Raw genomic sequence first — 22,895 nt, forward strand, 5'->3', positions numbered from 1 at the left:
TTTTTTTGGCTGCTACTAAATAAATAGATGATTATTAATAGGTTAGAGTTGTTTTATTTAGCAATTATTGTACGATACCAGGCTGCATAGCCACAAAAAGCACCTAACGCCCCGTTACTGATATTCCCCAATACTTTATTAGGCTGAGAGAATGGATTGCCAATGCTTTGCTGTGCAAATTCCCAGGTGCTCCAGAAGGTATAGGTTGCTTTGTCGATATTGCATAGTTTTACGGTAACCGTGTCTCCTTTTCTAAAAAAATTGCTGTCTGCAGAAAGCCTGTTGTTCCGGTCAATACCCGGATCAACCTGTATCTCATAGGTAGTACCGTCAATAATAGCATCGTCAAAAACAGAATTTTCACCGGGTAAAAAATTACCGCTGTTCTTTTTGGTAAAATAACGGATATAATTGCCCAGGCCCGGCGGGTCTGTTGTTTTACTCATCAGTACCCTTTTGTTGGTATCGGGATTTAAAGGTGCTCTTTTAAACCATAAAGAATCGGGATATTTTGCAAGAACAGGTATATTGGTTGCAGCTGTATAGTCTTTTCCTTCAGCTTTTATATTTAAGGTATATTTTTTATTAAACTCTCCAACAAAGGCAGTGGTAAGGTTAGCAGAATCCAACGTGTAATAGTAGGCCGTATAGCCACCACCTAACGGCAACGGATACTCCCTTAATTTATGGGTTAATGTTCCGTTGGATACAGTGACTTCTGCATTATGCACAAAAGAATTGGCCAGCAGTTGAGCACTGATGCTGCTGAAATAATCAAAACTTTTGGTAAGTACTACCGTAGGGGGTTGTCCGTTCTCTATCTGGGCATCCACCACCAATACATCATCGGCATTCTTCAAATTAAAATCAATATTCTTTTCGCAGGAAGAAAGAAAGAATAAGGCAGAAAATAAAATAACAAGTGTTTTCATTGCATGGCAAAATTAATGGCTGCGGGACAGACTTTAGTATTTTGTTTAATAAATCTTTTTCAAACAAGAGAAAAAATATTCAATGCTCAACAATTAATGTTCAATAAAATGCACTTGCCTTTTAATTGAACATTGTACATTAATTGTGGAGCATTGATCATTTTGCCCCCTAAAAAAAAGTCCTCCTGCTTTTGGCAGAAGGACCAGGAGGAATAACCCATCAAAATATTATTAACCTAAATAGGCTTTTAATGCGCCGCTGTAACGGGCTTTTTGCAGGCGCTTGATAGCTCTTTCCTTAATCTGGCGGATACGCTCTTTGGTTAAGTCATACTTCTGACCAATTTGCTCAATGGTAACACCATTTTCTCCATCCAGACCAAAGTAAGCATTAACGATCTCTGCTTCCCGTGGACTTAATGATTTTAAAACCCTGCGGATCTCATTTTTCAATGAATCATGCATTACATCTTCATCAGTTTCGTCACCACCTTTCAATAAATCACCCATGGCTACATCTTCTGCTTCATGCACGGGTGCATCAAGGGAAGTATGACGGGTGTTGCTTTGAAAAATGTTGTTGATCTCTGTTTCACTCATCTCCAGTAATTCTGCTAACTCTTCTGTTGATGGTTCTCTCTCATGTTCCTGTTCAAAAGCCATGTAAGCTTTGTTAGCTTTGTTGTAGGTGCCAATTTTGTTTTGAGGCAAGCGGACTAATCTGCCCTGCTCTGCCAACGCCTGTAGTATAGATTGGCGAATCCACCACACGGCGTAAGAAATGAATTTGAAACCTTTTGTTTCGTCAAAGCGTTGTGCTGCTTTGATTAAGCCGAGGTTACCCTCGTTAATTAAATCACTAAGAGAAAGGCCCTGGTGCTGGTACTGCTTAGCCACAGATACCACAAAACGAAGGTTGGCCTGCACCAATTTGTCCAATGCTCTCTGATCCCCCATCTTGATCTTTTGGGCCAGGATGGTTTCCTCTTCAGGAGTAATCATAGAGATTTTCGAAATTTCCTGCAAATATTTCTCAACTGCTTGTGAATCACGGTTGGTAATCTGCGTTGCGATCTTAAGTTGCCTCATTGTAATGTATTAATTCAGAATAGATAACACTATATAGACATATTTATTGGGGAAAATGTTGCAAATGAATGGTTAATGCTTCAAAATCCTTGAAAATAGTTTGCAAAATTACATTAAAACAGCCGTATTTCATAGTGTTTGTGTAAAAAAGGTATGAATGGTGGATAAGAGGGAGCTTCAAGTGACAAGCTGCAAGGGGCAAGCCTGCCGATTTAGGGGCTTTGTTAAAATAACAGACCCTTTAAATTTAAACATGGGCCCCCTTGCAGCTTGCCACTTGAAGCTTATATTTGGTGCATGATAACCGATTTACGTTCCGATACATTTACCAGGCCCTCCCCGGCAATGCTGGATGCCATGTTTAAAGCCCATGTTGGTGATGATGTTTTTGGTGAAGACCCCTCAGTTAACCAGTTAGAGGCCATGACCGCCGATATGTTTGGAATGGAAGCGGCGCTGTTTTGCCCCAGCGGCACCATGACCAACCAGATTGGTATTAAATGCCATACCCAGCCCGGCGATGAAGTGATCTGCGATAAAGTAAGCCACGTTTACATTTACGAAGGAGGCGGTATTGCTTTTAACAGCAGCTGCCAGGTAAAAGCGCTGGATGGCGACCGTGGCAGGATCAGTGCCGAGCAGGTTACTGAAGCCATCAATCCTGATGATGTACATAAAGCCAGGACAAGCCTTGTAAGCCTTGAAAACACTGCCAACAGGGGTGGTGGAAGCTGTTATGAATTCCGTGATTTTGAACTAATTAAAGAGATTTGCTTAAAAAATAAATTAGGTCTTCATTTAGATGGTGCCAGGCTTTGGAATGCATTGGTGGCAAAAGGAGAATCACCCAAACAGTACGGTGCTGTGTTCGACAGCATTTCGGTTTGTTTAAGCAAAGGAATGGGCACACCTGTTGGCAGCCTGTTGCTGGGGAAATTTGATTTTATTAAAAAAGCCAGGCGGGTAAGAAAGGTTTTTGGAGGTGGTATGCGCCAGGCCGGCTACTTAGCCGCTGCCGGCATTTATGCCCTGGAGAATAATATGGATCGCCTGGCAGAAGATCATTTACATGCACATCAGATCGCTGAGGCATTGGCAAAAAAAGATTTTATCGGCAAAATAATGCCGGTGGAAACCAATATCATCATTTTTGAAGTAATGGGCTCCTATACCGCAAAAGAGTTTTGTGATCGGCTTAAACTGGATGATATTTTATGCCTGTCTATTTCTCCAACGCAGGTAAGGATGGTTACGCACCTGGATGTAACGCCTGCAATGGTGGCAAAGCTGGTAGGTATAATTGAAGCAATGTGATTTTACTTTAAAAATTGTAATTTTAAATAAAAATAATTTATGGGGTTTGTATATGCTGATGTTGAGCTTGTAAATGCAGATGATCTGGCTCTTGCTAAAAAGTATATTATTGGCGAAGATGAAATTAAACGAATGCCAATCAGGATCCTGGTAGATACCGGAGCATATAATTTATGTATTAATGAAACGATACAGGCGCAATTGGACTTACCTTTTTTAGAAAAACGCAAAGGTATTTCTGCCAATGGGCATATTGAGGAGTTTGATATTGTTGGCCCGGTTCAGGTGCTGTTTAAAAACCGTAAAACAGTATGTTATGCAATGGTTTTACATGGCGATAATGAACCACACTTAGGTGCAATTCCTTTAGAGGATATGGATGTTTTAATTCATCCTTTAAGAGAAGAACTGATTGTAAACCCCGACCATCCGTATTATGCCCAGATGAAATTGAAATAATCGGCATAATGCCCTTTTGTATTCAGCTCTGTAAAGTTTAAAAGTGTGATAGAAACAATGTGATAAACCATTTTACGATAAATAATGAAAACTGCATTGCTTCTATTTCTTTTTCAATTCATTTTTTACACTGCCTTTAACCAGCAAGTTGCAATGGCTGCAGATAAAGCCGGTATTTTTTATGTTGGTATTGAAAATCCCCTGACTATAGCAGCAGAAAATTGCCCTTGTAAAGATTTAGTGATAAAGGCTGATAATGGAGAAATAAATGGTTCCGGTTGTAAGTTTACTTATTATGGAAATTCCCCCGGCATTGCCACTATTACAGTATATAAAAGAACGGCGGGTAAATTAAAAAAAATCAGTTCCAGGGGTTTTAGTGTAAAACTAATTCCTCCCCCAACTTTTAAAATCGGGCCTTATGGATATGGCAGAAGGGCTCAAAAAGTGGTTATAGCAAATCAGGAAGTTGTAAGGGCAGATATGGACGGCTATTATGGCTATGATGTAAAGTTCAGCATAGATAGTTTTAGGGTAGGAATTTTTTTTAATGATTCATGCAAAACAAAGACCTATTTTAATAAAACTAATAAAATCGGTGACGAATTAAGAGCGGCATTTTCAGTTTTAGCAACAAATGATATCATTATATTTGATAAAATATTTGTCAGGGGGCCAGGCGGCTCTGTGGAATTAGAACCACTTGTATTGATGATCGAAAATTAATATACGCAACCATTATCCAACCCTCTTCAACCATAATTATTTTAAGAGAAAGGCAACTCCTGTTAAGAGTGCTTAAATTATACGTGCTGGTAAATGACACGCATTTGTACCAGTTAAAAGAACAGGAACCATTGGTTTTAGATGAACATGATCTGCCATTAAAATTAGTTGCCAAAAATGGCTTTCATTTTTCCAAACCAAAACATATCACCAAACCAACTGCTGACGCTGTTTTGATAGGTATTGGTTGCGAAGCTGATAATGGCAGGTTATGGGGTGGTATTATCTTCAGCGCTATCTTTTTTATTATATTTTTTGTTACCAGGTTTTACCCGCTGTTATTGTTTGCCAACCTGCCTTTAGCCTATTTATTTTATAAATTTTTTCTGAAGCCCAATGAGTTTTTAACTATTGAGGTGCTGAAGAAATAAGAAGTCCGCCGATTTTTGAATAACTTTATGGCAAATAAAATTTTACAACCGTGAGCTTCCCTAAAATCAACCCCACTTCCACCCCATCGTGGCATGCTTTGCAAAATCATTTCAGCCAGATGAAAACGGTACAGATGAAAGACCTGTTTAAAGCAGATGCAGAAAGATTCAATAGATTTTCTTTACAGTTCAACGATATTTTATTCGATTACTCCAAGAATATTATCACTGCCGAAACCATGCAGTTATTAGTTGGCCTGGCCGGCGAATGCCAGCTTGGCGATGCTATTGAAGCCATGTTTACCGGCGAAAAAATCAATGGTACCGAAGGAAGAGCAGTTTTACATACTGCATTAAGGAACTTTTCGGGTACGCCTGTTTTAACCGATGGGGTTGATGTAATGCCTGATGTAAAAAAAGTACTGGAACAGATGAAAAATTTTTGTACCAGGATACATAGTGGTGAATGGAAAGGTTATAGCGGCAAAAAAATAAAATACATTGTCAATATTGGTATTGGCGGTAGCGACCTGGGACCGGTAATGGTAACGGAGGCTTTAAAACCATATTGGGTGGAAGGTATTCAAACCTATTTTGTAAGCAATGTGGATGGTACGCATATTGCTGAAACTTTAAAGAAAGTTACGCCTGATGAAACCTTGTTTTTAATAGCCAGTAAAACATTCACTACACAGGAAACCATGACCAATGCACATAGTGCCAGAAACTGGTTTTTACAATCTGCAAAAGATGAAGCATTGGTGGCCAAACATTTTGTAGCCTTATCTACCAATGAAACTGAGGTAACAAAATTTGGTATTGCTACGGAAAACATGTTTGGCTTTTGGGACTGGGTAGGTGGCCGGTATAGTTTGTGGAGTGCTATCGGTTTATCAATTGCTTTAACAGTTGGCTATAATAATTTTGAAGAATTACTGAAAGGTGCCCATGAATCGGATAAACATTTCCGTACTACTGCTTTCGAAAAAAATATTCCTGTTTTAATGGCATTGATAGGTTTGTGGTATGGTAATTTTTATGGTACCACCACCGAAGCTATTTTACCTTACGATCAATATATGCATCGCTTCTCTGCTTATTTTCAGCAGGGTAATATGGAGAGCAACGGAAAGTACATAGACAGAAATGGTGAAAAGGTTACTTATACCACCGGCCCGGTGATATGGGGCGAACCGGGTACAAACGGCCAGCATGCTTTTTACCAGTTGATACACCAGGGCACCCAGATCATTCCCTGCGATTTTATTGCGCCTGCCATCAGCCACAATGTGATATCCGATCATCATCAAAAACTACTGAGCAATTTTTTTGCGCAAACAGAAGCCTTGATGAATGGCACCACACATGATAATGTGTACAGGGTTTTTGAAGGCAACCGCCCTACCAATTCTTTTTTAGTAAAAGAGATAACGCCTTTCAGTTTAGGAGAATTAATTGCTTTGTACGAGCATAAGATTTTTGTACAGGGTGTTATCTGGAATATTTACAGTTTTGATCAATGGGGAGTTGAACTGGGCAAGGTATTAGCCAATAAAATTTTGCCCGAGTTATTGAATGCAGATACAGTTGCATCGCATGATTCATCCACCAACGGACTGATAAATGCGTATAAGAAAATGAAATAATTTTGTAGAAACGGCTTAACTTTAATAAAACTAAAACGTTTTTTATGAAAGCAATATGCATAGTAGCGGGTGCTGTTCTTATTGTACAATCAGCAACAGCGCAGGTTCAACCTTCTAACCCGGAAAGTTTGTTGCAGCCAGACAAGGCTTCCGACCTGTTAACAACCATCAATGCGCCTAAGGCTAAGCTAATTTGTGAAACTACTTCAGGTAAAATTTATGCCATGCCACAGGATAATATGCCTTGCCTGGTACCTGATATGAGTTTGCTGAATGCAATGCCGGTATATGCAACCCCGCTTGCCAATGGCACTATGCCCAATGCTATTCCAAAGCAGGATTATTTTACAACCCCTACCAATAAGAATATTTTTTTAAATCCTGTAAAGTTTACACCGCTGCCTTCTAAAAATTTAATGCTGGATCTGATGAGGAAAAAATAGGATGAATGTAAATGCAGTGGTCAATACCTGTCGGGTGCAGCTAATTCAGTTTCGGTAGTAATGGTACAACTGAATTTTGTTTTATCCAGCTTTCCCTTGATTGTGATTTTTTTAATGGCACTATGTTTTAATACATGGCCATCTGCCTGCACTACATCAACTCTCCAGATATGATTGCCTTTTTTAGGAGCCAGGTATACCGGGGCGCCGTTATCTTTTTTTACACCTATTTTTACACCCGGTTCTTCCTTATCTGCCACAGTTGCCGAAAACAAAATACCATTATACCGGATGGTATCAATTTTTGGTTTCCCGTTGTATTTACATTCTAAAAAAATAAAGCGTTCTATAATTGGTTCAGGGTCTATTTTATTATCATTGGCATCCACCCTTTGCATGCCGGGTATAGAGGAGGTAAAAAAAGCCTGCGCTTTTTGGATACGCAAAACCTGAGCACCACATGCAGTGTAACAAAAAAATAAAACGGATATAACCAGTATCTTTTTCATTGGCTTAATTACTCAAATTTACTATTAAATATTCTTATGAAATTGCTAAATAAAAATCCGCTTTAAAGCAATTGCTCTAAAGCGGATATACTATTTTAAATTAAACATTAAGGATGAATGAACACATTACCCGAAGCTAATGGTTTGCCATTAAAATCTCCCAGTTGAATGAGGTAAATACCGGCAGGGTAATTACGCATATCGACATCCATTGGCTGATAGGTGCCGCTTACGGTATAATCCCTGGTCCATATCCTTGTACCCCAGCTATCATAAACGGTAAGTTTTCTATGCAATGAATTATACCTTGTGTTGTGGTATATAACCTGGAATTTACCATTGTTGGGGTTAGGTGTAATAAACAACCTGTTGCTTACAGAATCTCCCAGGTAAAAAACGGTTGAAGTATTAGAACATCCCTTTGCATCGGTTACACTAAGTGTATAATCTCCGATACCCATATAGTTAACATCCAGTTTGGCACCCGTACCAACCAGCGTACCATCTTTATACCAGGTAAAGGCATTGGTTGTTGCACTCGGTATGGCCGTGGCATTTAAAGAAGCCAACAGGCCGGGTTTAAGTTTACTTACAGGATCGGCAGTGATGAAAGCCGATGGCAATAAGTTTACAGTTAATATTCCGGGAGCAGAAATAACTGATCCGCAGGAAGCAACTGTAACAACGCAACGATAACGGTTTCCGTTTACGTTTTCTTTAACAGGGCTTAGTACTAATGCGGCTGCAGTGGCACCATTAATATTGGAAAATACAAATCCTCCGTCGGTACTTACCTGCCACTGATAAGTAACTGTACCGGTTGCAGCAACCGTAAATATGGCATCGCCATTATAACAGGTTGCAACATTTACCGGCTGCAGTGTAAGCGAAGCCGGGCTATTTACTGTTAGCGTAGATACATTTGATGTACTGTTAGCAGGCGTACAGGTGCCATTTAAAATGCACTTGTATTTATTGCCGCTCATAGCCAGCGTGGTACCTGTAATTGAAAGTGTATTGGTATTTACACCTGAATACGGAGGGGCCGCAATAATATTGGTATAGCTTGTACCGCCGTTGGTACTTACCTGCCATTGATATGTTAATGAAGTACCTGTAGCTGCCAATGCAATAGCTGCGTTATTACCTACGCAAACGGTTGTTGCAGCGGGCGGCTGGCTAGTAATATTTGCGGGAGAACATAACTGAATATTGAGGCTGTAATCTTCTACCTGGCCATAGGTTGAAGTGCCGCATGGCGTGGCATTTGCTCCGGTAGCAGCATCATGCAACCTGATACGCATACGTGTTAAACCAATGGAAGCTGTGGGAGGAACAGGCAAAGGAAAGGTATACGGGCCTGCACCTTGTGCTGAAGTATACACGGTTTCCCCTGCATCGGCAAATGAACCATTCTGGTTTAGGTCTATATAGACGATCACCTGGTCGGTGGCAACAGCATTTGCATTGGGTGTTACCGTCATTGTATATACAGATGAAGGCTCTACCTGGGTAAACAGATTACCGAAATTTTCATAGCCTGCCGAAGAGGTGGATGAGTTGTTGATAGTATTGTACTGAACCTTCGCAATTTTTTCCCTGGTAAGATCAGTTGCACCGGCGGTACAATAAGGCGTCCACCTGTAGATCTGGCCGGTAGCCGGTTTTGTAGCTATTGAATTGGTTTCTGTAGTATAACTGAAACCGGGGTTAGTACTTTGATTAGTAAGAGAAATAAAACTGCCGCTACCCGTTCCCGTTGAAGTGATGCCTATTGACGCACCAAGGTCACCTGCGTTGGCAACAGAGCCGGCTTCCTGGTTGTATACAAATTCAATAACGTTGGTTGTTTCGTATAATTTCAACTGGAAAGAAATGGCACCGGTTAAACCACTGTACTGCCATTTGCTATTGAACCATTGTATAGTAAGTACCCTGTTGGGGGCTGTACCAGATAATAAATAGGTAGTGTTGCCACCTGAGTTATCCATATCATCCCAAAGCGGGGCAACAACCGGCCTGCCTGTTCCTAAACCACCGGAAAGATCATTTGTCCAGGTATCTGTAGTACCGGTAAGCACTGTACCAAATGTTGCAAAGCCATTGGCACATGGCCTTATTACTGTATAGGTTACACCGTTATAAATAAAATTAAAACCGATAGTTACGGCAGCATAACCATCATCAGCATTGGCAGCTGTACCATACAGGTATGAAACAGTTGTACCGCCGGTAACAGGTGTATAAGTACCACTTGCTGCTGTAAAGGTATAGGCAGGAACCTGTGCCTGGGCTATTACCGAAAAGAACAACAGAAAAGCAATAAGGTTGTATAGAATTTTTTTAAGCATGAATTAAGATTTGACGTTTAATGATATTTTTCCAGGTCCGCTTTTAACTGTTGCAATAAAACATTGATCACTGCATAAACAGTGACCAATGCAATTGCATCACGTTAGTTCTTTAATACTTTGGCTGAATACTTCTGGCCATCCACATTCACCTTTAATATATACACGGCACTGCTCATAATATTTGCCGTGTTTATGGAGTAGTTAACAGCGGGTGTACTCTCTACTACCCTTTTCACCAGTTTACCTGCATTATCGTATAAAGAGAAGGTAACCGGCCCTGTTACCAGGCGTTTAAAACGAACTCCTAATGAAGTGGTGAACGGATTAGGCAATACAATAATGCCTTGCGCAATATCATCTTTGCGAAGTAATACCACATTACTGTAAATAACAGAACCATCAGTATGTATCATTTTAATGCGGAAGTAATTAGCCTGTACTATTTCCCTGTCTGCATAAGCATAACTGCTTGGTGTTAACTTAAAGCCGGCGCCACCAACTGTGCCTCTTCTAGAGAAATTTACGCCATCATAAGATTTTTCCACTTCAAACTTAAGGCTATTGATCTCTACAGATGTTGTCCAGTCCAGGTCTATATCTTTTCCATTGGCATCAAAATGACCGTTAAGATTTAACAGCGTATTCATTTTACCGGGCACACCAAAACCAAAGCCGGAGAAGCCTTTATCAAAAATGAAAGACAAGGTGTAATAGTTGGCACCAAATGTCCTCCTTACCGGATTCACCACTTCTACCGAACCAGGCCCGTCGGGCTGTGTTATCAGAGGTGTTACATTGCTGATCTTAGAAGGTAGTTTAACCAGTTTAATGCTGTCCCATAGCTGACCTGTTGCAGCTTCCCATCCTTGTTTTTCTGCAGCAGTAAAATAGAAGGTGACTTCGTATTTTCCTGTGGGGCTGTTTGTGGCGGGCAATATCTGGTAGGTTTTATTCATCAGGTAATTGGCCGGGTTGGTATTCCAGAATTGCGACGCACCGGTACCTGCCCTGTCAATTAACACCTGGGTACAACCATAATTCTGGTTTGAAAGATTGAGCACACGGGCCAGTATTTCACCGGTAGGTGTATAAAAGAACAGATCATTAAATCCGCCAAGGAATTCTGTTTTTGTGCTGTTGAGTGCTGTAGCAACCGGGCTGCCGAATGTGGCCAGCAATGTTGCATTAACGCGGTTATCATCTATAAATGCCGCAGCAATTGAGCACCCTGATGCTGTAGCTGTTGTCCAGTTACTATAAGTTGAAGCCCTTATACCGGTACCCAACGGAGCACCCATGCCTTCTACCACATCGGTTACACCTTCAGCAGTGCCCGGAGAATTATCAAAACAGAATTGCACCACCAGGTTTGAAGTACCATTCCATACAAATGGTGTGGTGAAATTGAAAACGTTGTTACCCGCTACCGTGGAGTAATCACTGGTATACACCGGCGTAACTGCTTCGGGTGCAAAGCCACCACCCAGGTTGGTGTTGGCTGTATTAGCCATAGAAACCGTGAAGCCTTTAAATGGCTGCGTGGTATTTTTTGTTTTTACTCTTAGGGTTAATGAGCTGATAACAGCATTGCGTATAATACCAGCCGCCTGTAATTCTGCAGCAGTATACAATACCTGTACACGATGTTTAAGTTTGGTACCATCAAATGGCGTATTCAAACTTGTCATATCTGTATTAAAGGTACCGATGGTATAACTGGAAGAACCAAGGGCTACCGGCAACACATCATTATCGGCAATATTAAAAGTATGCAATGGTGTAATACCTGCAACAGCATTGGTGGTTCCGGAAATACTGAAACCGAGTGTAAATAATTCGGATGGCTCTACCTGAACATCATCATATACCCTTACGGTGACAGGCTTTATTGCCACCACTCCATTGGTAAATACCTGTTGTTTTGATGGTGTTGTAAAACTTCCGTTAGTAGTAAAATCAAAATCAACCCCTTCCAGTGCAGTGCTGTTTGGCTGTACACTATACGTAACAGTGGCATCACCAGTTGGAGGGTTTATTATTCCTACATTGATATTATAATCTTTATACCCCCTGCAACCAATTACATTGGATGTTTGTTCGGAAACGTTGGTAACCGGTGTTACAAAAGATACTTCCGGTGCAGTTGAGTTATTGATCTGCGCTGTAAACAAACCCCGTCCGTAACTGGCCGCAACAATTGTTTTATCGCTTGCACGTAACCTGAGCATGCTTACACGGGTAGTTGGAAAACCGGGACTAACGGTCCATTGCGTACTTGCACCATTAACTAAATTGGTGGTGTACACACCGGTTTCGGTACCTATTATTAATGAATTATTATCAGTTGGATCAAATAGAGCACTCCACACCGGCATATCAGGCAGATTACCATCAATTGCTGTCCATGAAGTACCTCCGTTAGAGCTGTACCAAACGTTATTAACACCATAGTTGGTGAAAGTAGCTACCAGGTAATTATCTGAAGAACCTACACTGATACAGTTGATGTATCCTGCCGGCATTGATGCCCCGGTAATATCTGTTGCCACAGGAGTTGCACCGTTGGCATCATCTATCTTAACCACTTTACCGCTGGTACCACCCAGATAAAGCCTGTTGGCTGTATAGGGCGACATTTTTACAGCACCTGCCTGGCCACCGCCTAACTGTGTAACCGTAACCGTTGTAGACGTTGTTGCTGCTGCAGTATTTGCGTTTAACCAGCGCCTGTACTGGTTGGCACTGTTGCAGGCATACATTATGTTCTGCCCATCATCATAATCAAACGGATTGGCAAATAAGCCCTGGCTTGTATTTAAGTTTACACTCGACCATGTTTGTCCGCCGTTGGTACTACGCCTGTATTGGTTATAAACATAACTGCCAAACTGAATGTTGGGGTCTTGCTGGTTGATATAAACATACATGCCATCTCCGCCGGTTACTTCGGTGGAATAGCTTAATCCCGGGTTTTTAAGCTGATGACAGCCGTTATCCTGTGCACCTGCTAACAGGTACGGAGACCCTGCGGCCGGATGAATGGCACAGGCATAAAATTGTTTAAGCGCTAAATTCCTGTTCTTATCCACCCAGCTGGTACCGCCATCGGCGGAATAAAAAATACCCCCATCGCAACCAATATACACCCTGCTTTCAGTTCCTTTTTTGATCCATTGCATAAAGTGATGATCGGCATGTACATAAGGAATGGTAGTTACCCAATAGGTTTGTCTTGTCCATGTGGCACCGCCGTTAATTGACCGGTAGGCATCCAACCCGCCGCAAAGTAATTCGGCAGCATTAGCAGGATTAATTGCAAGTGTGGCATTATACCATCCCTGGCCACTTAATACACCTGCCGGCATAACCGTAGTATTTTGTTTTGTCCATGTGGCACCGCCATCAACAGATTTATAACAACTATCCGAATTGTAAGCGGTGGTAACTGTTACTGCATATAGTGTATCTGCAAGGCATGCCATTTCAAGTCTTATGGCAGCTGTAGCAGAGGTTCTTATTCCGGTACTCACATTCCACCCAGTGGTAGTGGTTACTGTAGCAGGACTTGTGGTATAACGATGATTAACTACAGAACCAAGGTAGCCAAAGCTGGCGTGCAATCTTCCGGTACTGCTGATTTCAATATCGGTACAATGTGCATTGGTACTGGTTAATCCTGCAGGGGTAATATTGGTCCATGTCAGGCCTTTATCATTTGACCTTAGCAGGCCAAATGGTTGTGCCAGTGGTGTAGTGGTGATACGTGCGGCTACATATACATTGCCTGAAGCATCGCAAAGCATTTTAAAATTACGCATAAAGTTGGACGTTGCCGGTAACTGGTTCCAGGTTTCTCCTTTATCAACAGATTTCCAGATGCCGGCACCAAAATGTGCATCGGCATTGCTGGTGGCTTCGCCGGTAGAGAAATACATTATAGAAGGGTTAGCAGGATCCTGGCAAAGCGATGAAATGGCCATGTTGGCAAAATAATCGTTTACATTATACCAGTTTGCAACCGGGGAAAGAAAATTTGTACATTTCCATACCCCGCCGGCAACACCGCCTACAATAACAGTGTTACCTGTAGGATCGTTCAGCGTGTCAACCAGAACGGCGGCGATTCTTCCTGAAGTATAGCCATTTCCGCCACGGGTGTTACCGTTGCTTGGACCTACAGAATCATAAACAGGGCCACGTTCAACCCATAACAGTGTACCTAAAATAGAATTGCCTGCATTTTGCTTCATGTCATTGGTGTAATCAATGGCAGTTTTCAGGCGGTCGTAAGGTACATATCCTAACGCAGGGTCTTTCATTTTTTGAAAATCAAGCATCATCAGCTGATCCGGGTTGTCATACTTCTCATCTCCTTCCCCTTCTTCTTCTTCTTCCCTTGAATTTTCAACAATTAATGGTGCCCTGTGATCGGGCTGTTGTTTGCAGGATACAAAGGTGCCTGCACAAATTAATGTGCCTACCAAATACTGCAACAGCAGAAGTTGTGTAAATTTTCTCATTTTTTGTGTTTGGTTTAAAGTTTATGTCTGGTGGTGGTGAAAGAATTTTTATGTAGCGGTAATACAAGGAAGAAGTATAAACAGGATATTCCCTGAGTATAGCTGAAAGATCTTCCTGTGATGGGATGGCAGATTGCAATTCAAATATCCATTCGGGTGCTGCAATTTTTGCAGGAATATGGGGTTTGGAATTATTGGACGCACCCGATGAATTGGATTCAATCACTTTATCAAGGGCGGCATTTACCTGGTCCTCCTTTTTGTCATTGATACAAAAGGCATATTTCTTGCCATTCTGATATTCCAGTTTCACAACATCATACATTTCCCCATCCAGGCTGAATTCTTCGTCCTCCTCTTCCCATTGCAGGGCCTTGTTATCATCAAGAGCGATCTTAACCAAAAAATCTCCGGGAATCTTTTTTAATAATTGCTTACGGGCTTCCTGCTTTACAATGTATAATTGAATACCACAGTAACAGTAGTAACCCCATTGGCTTAAAAACACAATGACAAGCAGTAATATGACGGAAGTTTTTTTCAGGAGAAAGTGTATATGCAATGCATTACAAAACAATATATATTTTGCATTGCATAAGTTTAGTTCTGGTTCTTTCAAATTTAGGTGTTAAGCACACACGAAAAAAATCATTTACATGAACGGAGATTAAAATCTGATTAATGTATGAAATAAAAAACCCTCTCAAAAATGAGAGGGTTCCAGCAATTAGTTTTGGCGTTGGTTTACCACTTGTCTACTTCCTCAGTACTGCCATTATCAACTGGTGTTGATGCGGCAGGAGATGCAGGTTTTTCTTCTGCAATTATTTCCGGTGTTGCTACTGGTGCAGCAGCCTCTGTATTTTGAATTGCCTGTCCGCCTTCTCCTTCGTAAGGAGTATCGTGGTTAAAAGCATCAAAATCAAAGTTTGGCATCAGTTCTGTTTTTACATAATCAACAGCTTCTCCCAACCCCTTTAAAAATTTATTAAAGTCTTCTTTGTATAAAAATATTTTATGCCTTTCATACCCGTCACTGTCAAACTTTTTACGGCTTTCGGTAATAGTTAAATAAAAGTCGTTGCCACGGGTTTCTCTTACATCAAAAAAGTAAGTCCTTCTTTTTCCGGCACGGATGCGTTGGCTATAAACGCTTTCCATTTTTTTGTCGTTGTTTTCGTACGCCACTGTTGTTGTTGTTTTAGTTTTTTAACGATTCCCCTTTTTTAGGGCAGAGCAAAGATAAAATTGTTTTTGAATCCACAAAATATATATGAAAGTATTTCCGGCAAGGTGGTTGATAGTTCATGGCTTATGGTTCATGGCTGATAGCTCATCGCTGAAAATGATGCTGTTCCTGCATGAACTAATTCCGTTCAGCCTGCTGCCGGTTGTACATTTCCGTATAAATACCATTCTTTGCTATAAGTTCTTCATGGGTGCCTTCTTCGGCAATAGCGCCATCATCCAGTACAACAATCTTGTCGAATTTAAACAGGGAGAAGATGCGATGCGTAATGATCAATGCTGTTTTGTTCTCCAGGTAATTGTAGAGGTTTTCAATGATCTCCTTCTCTGTACGGGCATCCACGGCGCTGAGGCAATCATCAAAAACTACTATTTGCGGATCTTTGATAAGAGCCCGGGCAATGGAAATGCGCTGCTTCTGGCCACCACTGAGTGTAACGCCCCTTTCCCCTATCATGGTGGTATACTGGTGCTGAAATTTTTCAATTTCATTGTGTACACTGGCTTGCCTGGCCGCTTTTACAATCCTTTCCTGCGAGGCATTCTCTACACCAAAACCAATATTGTTGCTTACCGTTTCGCTGAATAAAAATACATCCTGCGGCACATAACTGATCTGTTCCCTTAAGGAGTTGATATCAATTTTGTTAATGGGAATGCCATCGTAAGTGATCATTCCTTTTTGCGGATTGTACATATGCAACAGCAATTGTGCAATGGTAGATTTGCCGGTTCCTGTTCTGCCGATAATGGCGATCTTCTGGCCTTTGGTGATCTGCAAAGAAAAATTCTTAATGGCATTGATGCCTGTATGCGGATAAGTAAAATCTACATTGGTAAAACTGATATTGCCCTGCAGTACCGGTTTTAATTCGTTGCCGGTATTTTTTATTTCCGGTTGGGTATGTAAAAATTCGTTGATCCTTTTTTGTGATGCTGCCGCTCTTTGTGTCATGCTCGCCGTCCACCCGATAGCACTTACAGGAAAAGTGAGCATTTGTATGTATAATACGAATTCGGCAATAGTTCCTGCGGTAATTACTTTGCCTGTAGTGGCATTTATATTGTGATGCACAATATCCAGGCAACCAACGGTAATGGTTATAATTGTACTTAAGCCAATTAGTAAAGCCATGCTGGGGAAATAAATGGCTTCAATTTTAGCCAGGCTTAATGCGTTGCTGCGGTAAGCTTCGCTGTTATTTTTAAAGAAAATGAGCATGGCTTTTTCCTGCACATAAGATTTGATGACCCTGATGCCGGAGTAAGATTCCTGTGCATTGGTGGTAAGATCGCTGAGCAGGGCCTGTATCTTTTCGCTTTTTTTATTGATGATGGTGTTTACAAAATATATGGTGATGGCCAGCAGGGGTAATGGCGCCAGGGCTACAATAGTGAGTTTTACGCTGGCCTGCAGCATAAAGTAAACACTAAACCCGATTACTGCGGCAAGGTTAATAAAATACATTAAAGCCGGACCGGTGTACATTCTTACCCGGCTTACATCTTCTGCTATCCGGTTCATCAGGTCGCCGGTACTATGTGTTTTATAAAAGTTGGTATCTAATTTCTGGTAGTGAGAAAAGATCTCATTCTTCTGGTCGTATTCAATATGGCGGCTCATTACAATAATGGTTTGCCGCATCAGGAACATGAACAAACCACTGATGATGGCGATTATAAAAAGTGTAACGCCTGCCAATAAGATTTTGTGATCCTGGTTTTCTTCAAAAAACTCAATTACCTTTTTTACCAGGAAATCGTAGTTTTTTCCCGTGGTTGCCGTTGATGCAACGTTGCTGCTGTCTTTTTTAATAGTATGCACCACGGTATTTACCACATAACCGGTAATCTGCGGAGCCAGTATCCTGAAGTAATTGGTTAAAACCACGAAGAAGATACCCAGCAAAAAAAGCCAGCGGTATTTCCAGAAATATTTACGGAGCGATCGAAGGTGCTTCATCGGGGCAAAGGTACTTGAGTTAACGGATAATTATTGAATGGAAAATGAATAATGTTTTCAGCTTGAGACAGTTTTATTTTTTTAAGCTGCCCGTTTTTCCATAATTAAACTACCCGTTACCCATTATTGCTACGAATGAATATAGTTCTGCAAATGCTCGATCGTTTCTTTTTGTGTAAGGATGGTTTCTTTAATAACGTCATTAATAGAGATGATGCCGCATAGCTGGTCGTTTTCAAAAACGGGTAAATAGCGGATATTATTTTCGCTCATTATCTGCATGCAGGTTTCTAAAGAGTTGTCCGGCGTAATACGGGGTAAGCCGGTACTCATAATTTCATTTACTAAAGTTGTAGTGGATGATTTGCCTTTCAATATTACTTTACGGGCATAGTCCCTTTCGGTTAATATGCCAACATACTGACCATTTTCCAGCACCACAATGGAGCCGATATTTTTTTCGGCCATTTGCTTTAACGCATCTAATACGGTAATATCCGGAGTAATGGTAACCACATTACTGCCTTTTCTGCCAAGGATCTGCGATACTTTTTTCATATTAATGTTGTTTAGCGTTACATAAAGATGCTTACCCGGCTAAGCATATAACAGTGCAATTGCTTTTGTAAGTTATTATTTTTTTGCTGAGTTATAAAAAAAAAGTTAGAACCGATTTAAACATGATGCTGGTCTTAGTACAATGTGATTTTCATTCGGTAGTAAAATGATTTTCATCAGGTTGGATAAAAAAATGCTGCAATTGAATTTTTGTATTCATTTTTAGCAGTAACTTCATTTCTTATAAAAAACGATACTAATTATGGGTGCATCTTCCATGATTATCCTTATTCTTGCTGCTTTAGCCTTTTCAATTATTGCAACTTTAATTGCGAAAATTGTTACCAGAACAACTTCCAATAAAGCCAAGCTTGAGCCTTATGAATGCGGTATTCCCACAACGGGTCAAACCTGGGTTCAGTTAAATGTAGGCTACTATTTATTTGCATTGATATTTTTGATCTTTGATGTGGAACTGGTATTTCTTTATCCCTGGGCAGTAGTGGCAAAAAAAGTTGGGTGGATGGCTTTAGTGGAAATTGTAATTTTCTTTTTTATTTTATTCATGGGCTTTTTATATGCCCATAAAAAAGGTGCTTTAAAGTGGTTGTAATAACTATTGATTGTTGAATACTTAATATAATGAGCGAACAAGAAAAAATAAAAAGTGATTTCCCCGGCCAGGTGCATGATTTACCCGGCGGAGGTATTGTGCTCAGCAAATTAGATGATGTGATCAACTGGGCCAGGTCAAACTCTTTATGGCCATTAACCTTTGCTACCAGTTGTTGTGGTATTGAATATATGGCAGTGGCCGGTGCCAAATACGATTTTTCGAGATTTGGTTTTGAAGTGGCAAGAGCCTCGCCAAGGCAGGCAGACGTGATCATTATTGCAGGAACCATTGTAAATAAAATGGCGCCAGTTTTAAAAAGATTGTACGACCAGATGGGTGATCCCAAATATGTAATTGCAATGGGTGCCTGCGCCATAAGCGGCGGACCATTTTTTTACAATACCTATTCGGTGGTAAAAGGTGCTGATCATGTAATTCCTGTAGATGTATATGTAGCAGGTTGCCCGCCAAGGCCCGAAGCATTGTTACATGCATTGATAAGTTTACAACAGAAAATAAAAAGCGGCATGACCCGTGAACAATTGCCCCCATCCCCCAAAGGGGAGAAATAAGGCAATAGTAAAATATACAAGAGTTGTATGAATATTGAAGAACTAAAAATCAAGATTGGAGAATTGGTGCCAACAGCAGTTTTGGAAGAAGGCGGGCAATGGTTGACTGTTAATGTTGAGCCGGTTGAATGGCTGCCTCTTGCAAAACAATTGCGTAACGATGCTGCTTTACATTTTGATTTTCTTTTCTGCCTTACCTGCATCGATTGGAAGACACATCTTACCATGGTGTATCACCTGGACTCGACAAAATACCGGCACAATATTGTTATTAAAGCAAAGCTCAGCGTTGATAAACCTGCAATAGAATCGGTGTGCAATATATGGAGAACAGCAGAATTTCATGAAAGAGAAGTGTATGAAATGTTTGGCGTGGATTTTATCAATCATCCTGACCTGAGGTTATTAATATTACCTGACGGATGGGAAGGAAAAAATCCATTGAGAAAAGATTTTGAAGACCCGATAAATATGATAAGGTTGTAAAGCAGGTTGTGAATGGTGAATGTTCAATAACAGAAGTGCATTAGCTATATGCACCGCAATAGTACAAATTTATGTTTGAAGAAATAGGTACAACAGCAGAAGGAGATCTGCAAATTAATGTGGGGCCACAACACCCGGCCACGCATGGCGTACTGCACCTGGTATTAACATTGAATGGCGAAACCATTAAAAAAGTAGAACCTCACCTGGGATATATTCACCGCTCTATAGAAAAAATGTGTGAGAGTTTAACGTACAGGCAGTTCAGTTATGTTACCAGCCGTATGGATTATTTATCTTCTCATATCAATAACAATGCCTGTGCTTTGGTTGTAGAAAAAGGTTTGCAGGTGGAAGTTCCTGAAAGAGCCAAAGTGATAAGGGTATTGGTAGATGAATTGACAAGAATTGCATCGCATGAATTGTGGTGGGGTGCTATGGCAATGGACCTTGGAGCTTTCACACCTTTTTTCCATGCCTTCAGAGAAAGAGAAAGTATCAATGATATTATGGAAGAAACCTGCGGCGCAAGATTGACCATGAACTATATTGTTCCCGGCGGATTGATGCAGGACATTCATCCTAATTTTCAAAAACGTGTAAAACATTTCCTTCAATTATATAAATCAAAAGTAGATGAGTATAATGAAATGGTGACGGGCAATATTATTTTCCAGAACAGGATGAAGGGTGTTGGAATATTATCTAAAGAAGATGCCATCTCCTATGGCTGTACCGGGCCTGCTGCAAGAGGAAGTGGTGTAAGCTGTGATGTAAGAAAATTATATCCTTATGAAGTATATGATAAAATTCAGTTTGATGAAATTACCGAAACCGGTTGCGATTCATTTGCAAGGTATATGGTGAGGATAAGAGAGATGAACGAATCTGTAAAGATCATTGAACAATTAATTGATAATATTCCCGAAGGAGATTTCCAGGCAAAAACAAAAGCAGTGTTGAAATTACCTAAAGGAGAATTTTATCAAAGAGTAGAAACAGCAAGAGGCGAACTGGGTGTGTACATTGTAAGTGAGGGAGGTACAACACCGTACAGGATTAAATTCCGTTCACCGGGATTTTCAAATCTTTCAGCATTGGATCATATGGCAAGAGGCAGTAAGTTGGGTGACCTGGTGGCTATGATGGGAACGCTGGACCTGGTGATACCGGATATTGACCGGTAGTAAGGTGATAAAGTATAAAAGTAAATAACGTTATAAAGTTGCACGCATTATAAATTATTCATTAATTAATTATTCATTACCAAGTGTGGAGTTTATCTAATATAGCGAACGTAATTGACAAGTGGTTGCATCAAACATTCAGTGCCACCTGGGCCTTGGTATTTGAAATGGTGATCATTGGTGTGTGTGTGATTGGATTGTTTGCTGCGCTTGGCCTGGTACTGGTATTAATGGAAAGAAGGGTTGCTGCATGGATGCAGATTCGCCTTGGCCCCAATCGAGTAGGTCCGCAGGGATTATTACAATCGCTGGCGGATACGGTAAAACTGTTGGTGAAAGAAGGCATGACACCTGGGGGCGCTGATAAATTTTTATTTAACCTGGCGCCATTTATTGCCATGATAGTAGCAATGTTGCTGATGGCACCGATAGTATTTGCAAAAGGTTTGCAGATATGGGATATGAATATTGGTGTGTTATATGTATCGGCCATTTCATCGCTTTCAGTTATCGGAATTTTAATGGCGGGCTGGGCAAGCAATAATAAATATTCATTGATGGGTGCTATGCGTAGCGGTGCACAAATTGTAAGTTATGAATTGTCGGCAGGACTTTCTGTTTTATCAATCGTTGTATTGAGTGGCAGTTTGAATTTAAATGTTATTATTAATTCGCAGCAGGATGGCTGGTGGATTTTTAAAGGGCATATTCCGGTATTGATATCATTTGTGATCTTCATTATTGCAGTAACGGCTGAAACCAACAGGGCACCATTTGACCTGGCAGAGGCGGAAAGTGAGTTGACTGCAGGTTTTCATACCGAGTATTCAGGAATGAAATTCGCCTTGTTCTTTTTAGCAGAATATATCAATGTTTTTATTGTGTGTGCCATTGGTGCCACAATATTTTTAGGCGGCTGGATGCCTTTTCATATCGGCAGCTGGCAAAGCTTTAATCATGTGATGGATTATATTCCGTCGAGCATCTGGTTCTTTGGAAAAACGTTCTTTTTGATTTTTGTGATCATGTGGTTCAGGTGGACTTTTCCAAGATTGCGTATTGATCAGTTATTAAATTTAGAATGGAAATATTTATTGCCTATCAGCATGTTTAATATTTTGCTGGTAACGGCGATGGCGATTTTGAAATGGCATTTTTGATCTATGATTTTTGATTTGGGATTTCGGATTTAAAACCTGTAATCTGAAATAGTTTTGCAAATGAGAACGCTTTTGTAAATTCAAAAAAATCATAAATCATACATCAACAATCATAAATCTGTATTTATGTTTATCGTTAAATATATCAAAGAAGTCTACGGCGCAGTAAAATCCCTGCTGGTGGGCATGCGGCGTACCGGTTATTATTTTACGCATCATAAAGAGATCATTACCGAACAATATCCTGATAACAGGGATACATTAGTGATGGCAGAAAGATTTAAAGGCGAAGTAGTGATGCCGCATGATGAAAAAAATGAACACCGTTGTACCGGTTGTACCGCATGTGAACTTGCCTGCCCTAACGGAACAATAAAAGTGATCACCAAGTTTGATATTTCGCCGGAAGGGAAAAAGAAAAAAGCCATTGATAAATTAGTGTATCACCTGGAATTGTGTACGATGTGTAATTTATGTGTGATTGCCTGCCCTTCTGATGCCATTAAGATGGCACAAACTTTTGAACATAGTGTGTTTGACAGGAGTGAATTAACGAAAGTATTGAATAACCCGGGTAGCAAGATTATGGATGGTGTGGAATGATGGGGCGAGGATTAGAAGTTTAGAAGTTTAGAGGTTTAGGGTTTAGGGGTTTAGGGGTTTAGGGATGGAAGAAATTGTG

21 protein-coding genes are annotated in these 22,895 nt (G+C 40.6%); 12 read left to right on the forward strand and 9 right to left on the reverse strand.

Translation table 11 applies throughout. The features are described 5' to 3' along the window. Positions 1–53 precede the first annotated feature (53 nt). Both ACYVM0_RS03685 and ACYVM0_RS03690 read right to left on the reverse strand, forming a co-directional pair. Positions 54–932, reverse strand: coding sequence for a DUF4249 domain-containing protein (locus tag ACYVM0_RS03685; RefSeq protein WP_460552641.1), 879 nt, complete (start codon positions 930–932; stop codon positions 54–56). Between the two features lie 231 nt (positions 933–1,163). Next, entirely contained in the window at positions 1,164–2,021 is an 858-nt protein-coding gene (locus tag ACYVM0_RS03690; protein ID WP_255155881.1) for a sigma-70 family RNA polymerase sigma factor, read from the reverse strand. Between the two features lie 297 nt (positions 2,022–2,318). On the opposite strand from ACYVM0_RS03690, the gene ACYVM0_RS03695 reads away from it, so the two are divergent. The 6 genes from ACYVM0_RS03695 (at position 2,319) to ACYVM0_RS03720 (ending at position 7,040) form a co-directional block, all read left to right on the forward strand. Then, a complete protein-coding gene (locus tag ACYVM0_RS03695; protein WP_460552644.1) occupies positions 2,319–3,335 on the forward strand; it encodes a threonine aldolase family protein in 1,017 nt (338 codons plus the stop codon). 39 nt (positions 3,336–3,374) lie between these two features. Next, a complete protein-coding gene (locus tag ACYVM0_RS03700) occupies positions 3,375–3,794 on the forward strand; it encodes a pepsin/retropepsin-like aspartic protease family protein (RefSeq protein ID WP_430988717.1) in 420 nt (139 codons plus the stop codon). An 84-nt stretch (positions 3,795–3,878) separates the two neighbouring features. Further along, a complete protein-coding gene (locus ACYVM0_RS03705) occupies positions 3,879–4,520 on the forward strand; it encodes a GldM family protein (RefSeq protein WP_460552648.1) in 642 nt (213 codons plus the stop codon). 68 nt (positions 4,521–4,588) lie between these two features. Next, the gene (locus tag ACYVM0_RS03710; protein WP_460552651.1) at positions 4,589–4,951 is read left to right on the forward strand and encodes a hypothetical protein; all 363 of its coding nucleotides are present in this window, start codon (positions 4,589–4,591) and stop codon (positions 4,949–4,951) included. 50 nt (positions 4,952–5,001) lie between these two features. Next, entirely contained in the window at positions 5,002–6,597 is a 1,596-nt protein-coding gene (gene pgi, locus ACYVM0_RS03715; protein ID WP_460552654.1) for a glucose-6-phosphate isomerase, read from the forward strand. A 44-nt stretch (positions 6,598–6,641) separates the two neighbouring features. Next, the gene (locus ACYVM0_RS03720) at positions 6,642–7,040 is read left to right on the forward strand and encodes a hypothetical protein (RefSeq protein ID WP_460552657.1); all 399 of its coding nucleotides are present in this window, start codon (positions 6,642–6,644) and stop codon (positions 7,038–7,040) included. A 20-nt stretch (positions 7,041–7,060) separates the two neighbouring features. Here the strand turns inward: ACYVM0_RS03720 and ACYVM0_RS03725 are convergent, their stop codons facing one another. The 7 genes from ACYVM0_RS03725 to ACYVM0_RS03755 all read right to left on the reverse strand — a co-directional run bounded on the left by ACYVM0_RS03725 (position 7,061) and on the right by ACYVM0_RS03755 (position 18,192). Next, positions 7,061–7,549: a hypothetical protein gene (locus tag ACYVM0_RS03725; RefSeq protein WP_460552659.1), complete on the reverse strand. Its 489-nt coding sequence runs from the start codon at positions 7,547–7,549 to the stop codon at positions 7,061–7,063. A 107-nt stretch (positions 7,550–7,656) separates the two neighbouring features. Next, a complete protein-coding gene (locus ACYVM0_RS03730; protein ID WP_460552662.1) occupies positions 7,657–9,900 on the reverse strand; it encodes a GEVED domain-containing protein in 2,244 nt (747 codons plus the stop codon). A 104-nt stretch (positions 9,901–10,004) separates the two neighbouring features. Then, entirely contained in the window at positions 10,005–14,423 is a 4,419-nt protein-coding gene (locus ACYVM0_RS03735) for a T9SS type A sorting domain-containing protein (protein WP_460552665.1), read from the reverse strand. Beyond that, entirely contained in the window at positions 14,308–15,042 is a 735-nt protein-coding gene (locus ACYVM0_RS03740; protein ID WP_460552668.1) for a hypothetical protein, read from the reverse strand. The genes ACYVM0_RS03735 and ACYVM0_RS03740 overlap by 116 nt, the downstream gene beginning before the upstream one ends. A gap of 125 nt (positions 15,043–15,167) precedes the next feature. Further along, positions 15,168–15,611: a DUF3276 family protein gene (locus ACYVM0_RS03745; RefSeq protein ID WP_460552671.1), complete on the reverse strand. Its 444-nt coding sequence runs from the start codon at positions 15,609–15,611 to the stop codon at positions 15,168–15,170. Between the two features lie 178 nt (positions 15,612–15,789). Continuing rightward, the gene (locus ACYVM0_RS03750) at positions 15,790–17,634 is read right to left on the reverse strand and encodes an ABC transporter ATP-binding protein (protein WP_460552674.1); all 1,845 of its coding nucleotides are present in this window, start codon (positions 17,632–17,634) and stop codon (positions 15,790–15,792) included. Between the two features lie 129 nt (positions 17,635–17,763). Continuing rightward, a complete protein-coding gene (locus ACYVM0_RS03755; RefSeq protein ID WP_460552677.1) occupies positions 17,764–18,192 on the reverse strand; it encodes a CBS domain-containing protein in 429 nt (142 codons plus the stop codon). Positions 18,193–18,454: 262 nt separating this feature from the next. On the opposite strand from ACYVM0_RS03755, the gene ACYVM0_RS03760 reads away from it, so the two are divergent. The 6 genes from ACYVM0_RS03760 to ACYVM0_RS03785 all read left to right on the forward strand — a co-directional run bounded on the left by ACYVM0_RS03760 (position 18,455) and on the right by ACYVM0_RS03785 (position 22,816). Then, entirely contained in the window at positions 18,455–18,805 is a 351-nt protein-coding gene (locus tag ACYVM0_RS03760; RefSeq protein WP_460552680.1) for an NADH-quinone oxidoreductase subunit A, read from the forward strand. Positions 18,806–18,834: 29 nt separating this feature from the next. Beyond that, entirely contained in the window at positions 18,835–19,380 is a 546-nt protein-coding gene (locus tag ACYVM0_RS03765) for an NADH-quinone oxidoreductase subunit B (RefSeq protein ID WP_460552683.1), read from the forward strand. A gap of 27 nt (positions 19,381–19,407) precedes the next feature. Next, entirely contained in the window at positions 19,408–19,866 is a 459-nt protein-coding gene (locus tag ACYVM0_RS03770; protein WP_460552685.1) for an NADH-quinone oxidoreductase subunit C, read from the forward strand. Positions 19,867–19,937: 71 nt separating this feature from the next. Further along, the gene (locus ACYVM0_RS03775; protein WP_460552688.1) at positions 19,938–21,053 is read left to right on the forward strand and encodes an NADH-quinone oxidoreductase subunit D; all 1,116 of its coding nucleotides are present in this window, start codon (positions 19,938–19,940) and stop codon (positions 21,051–21,053) included. Between the two features lie 83 nt (positions 21,054–21,136). Then, on the forward strand, positions 21,137–22,213 hold the full coding sequence (gene nuoH / locus ACYVM0_RS03780) for a complex I subunit 1/NuoH family protein (protein ID WP_460552691.1): 1,077 nt from the start codon (positions 21,137–21,139) through the stop codon (positions 22,211–22,213). Positions 22,214–22,339: 126 nt separating this feature from the next. Continuing rightward, positions 22,340–22,816: a 4Fe-4S binding protein gene (locus ACYVM0_RS03785; RefSeq protein ID WP_460552694.1), complete on the forward strand. Its 477-nt coding sequence runs from the start codon at positions 22,340–22,342 to the stop codon at positions 22,814–22,816. Positions 22,817–22,895: the final 79 nt, after the last annotated feature.

The sequence above is a fragment of the Ferruginibacter profundus genome, assembly GCF_054783275.1.

Coding starts and splice junctions, on each gene's coding strand:
- ACYVM0_RS03685 (WP_460552641.1), bottom strand. CDS start 932: ATGAAAACACTTGTTATTTTATTTTCTGCCTTATTCTTTCTTTCTTCC.
- ACYVM0_RS03690 (WP_255155881.1), bottom strand. CDS start 2,021: ATGAGGCAACTTAAGATCGCAACGCAGATTACCAACCGTGATTCACAA.
- ACYVM0_RS03695 (WP_460552644.1), top strand. CDS start 2,319: ATGATAACCGATTTACGTTCCGATACATTTACCAGGCCCTCCCCGGCA.
- ACYVM0_RS03700 (WP_430988717.1), top strand. CDS start 3,375: ATGGGGTTTGTATATGCTGATGTTGAGCTTGTAAATGCAGATGATCTG.
- ACYVM0_RS03705 (WP_460552648.1), top strand. CDS start 3,879: ATGAAAACTGCATTGCTTCTATTTCTTTTTCAATTCATTTTTTACACT.
- ACYVM0_RS03720 (WP_460552657.1), top strand. CDS start 6,642: ATGAAAGCAATATGCATAGTAGCGGGTGCTGTTCTTATTGTACAATCA.
- ACYVM0_RS03725 (WP_460552659.1), bottom strand. CDS start 7,549: ATGAAAAAGATACTGGTTATATCCGTTTTATTTTTTTGTTACACTGCA.
- ACYVM0_RS03730 (WP_460552662.1), bottom strand. CDS start 9,900: ATGCTTAAAAAAATTCTATACAACCTTATTGCTTTTCTGTTGTTCTTT.
- ACYVM0_RS03735 (WP_460552665.1), bottom strand. CDS start 14,423: ATGAGAAAATTTACACAACTTCTGCTGTTGCAGTATTTGGTAGGCACA.
- ACYVM0_RS03750 (WP_460552674.1), bottom strand. CDS start 17,634: ATGAAGCACCTTCGATCGCTCCGTAAATATTTCTGGAAATACCGCTGG.
- ACYVM0_RS03755 (WP_460552677.1), bottom strand. CDS start 18,192: ATGAAAAAAGTATCGCAGATCCTTGGCAGAAAAGGCAGTAATGTGGTT.
- ACYVM0_RS03760 (WP_460552680.1), top strand. CDS start 18,455: ATGGGTGCATCTTCCATGATTATCCTTATTCTTGCTGCTTTAGCCTTT.
- ACYVM0_RS03765 (WP_460552683.1), top strand. CDS start 18,835: ATGAGCGAACAAGAAAAAATAAAAAGTGATTTCCCCGGCCAGGTGCAT.
- ACYVM0_RS03770 (WP_460552685.1), top strand. CDS start 19,408: ATGAATATTGAAGAACTAAAAATCAAGATTGGAGAATTGGTGCCAACA.
- ACYVM0_RS03775 (WP_460552688.1), top strand. CDS start 19,938: ATGTTTGAAGAAATAGGTACAACAGCAGAAGGAGATCTGCAAATTAAT.
- ACYVM0_RS03785 (WP_460552694.1), top strand. CDS start 22,340: ATGTTTATCGTTAAATATATCAAAGAAGTCTACGGCGCAGTAAAATCC.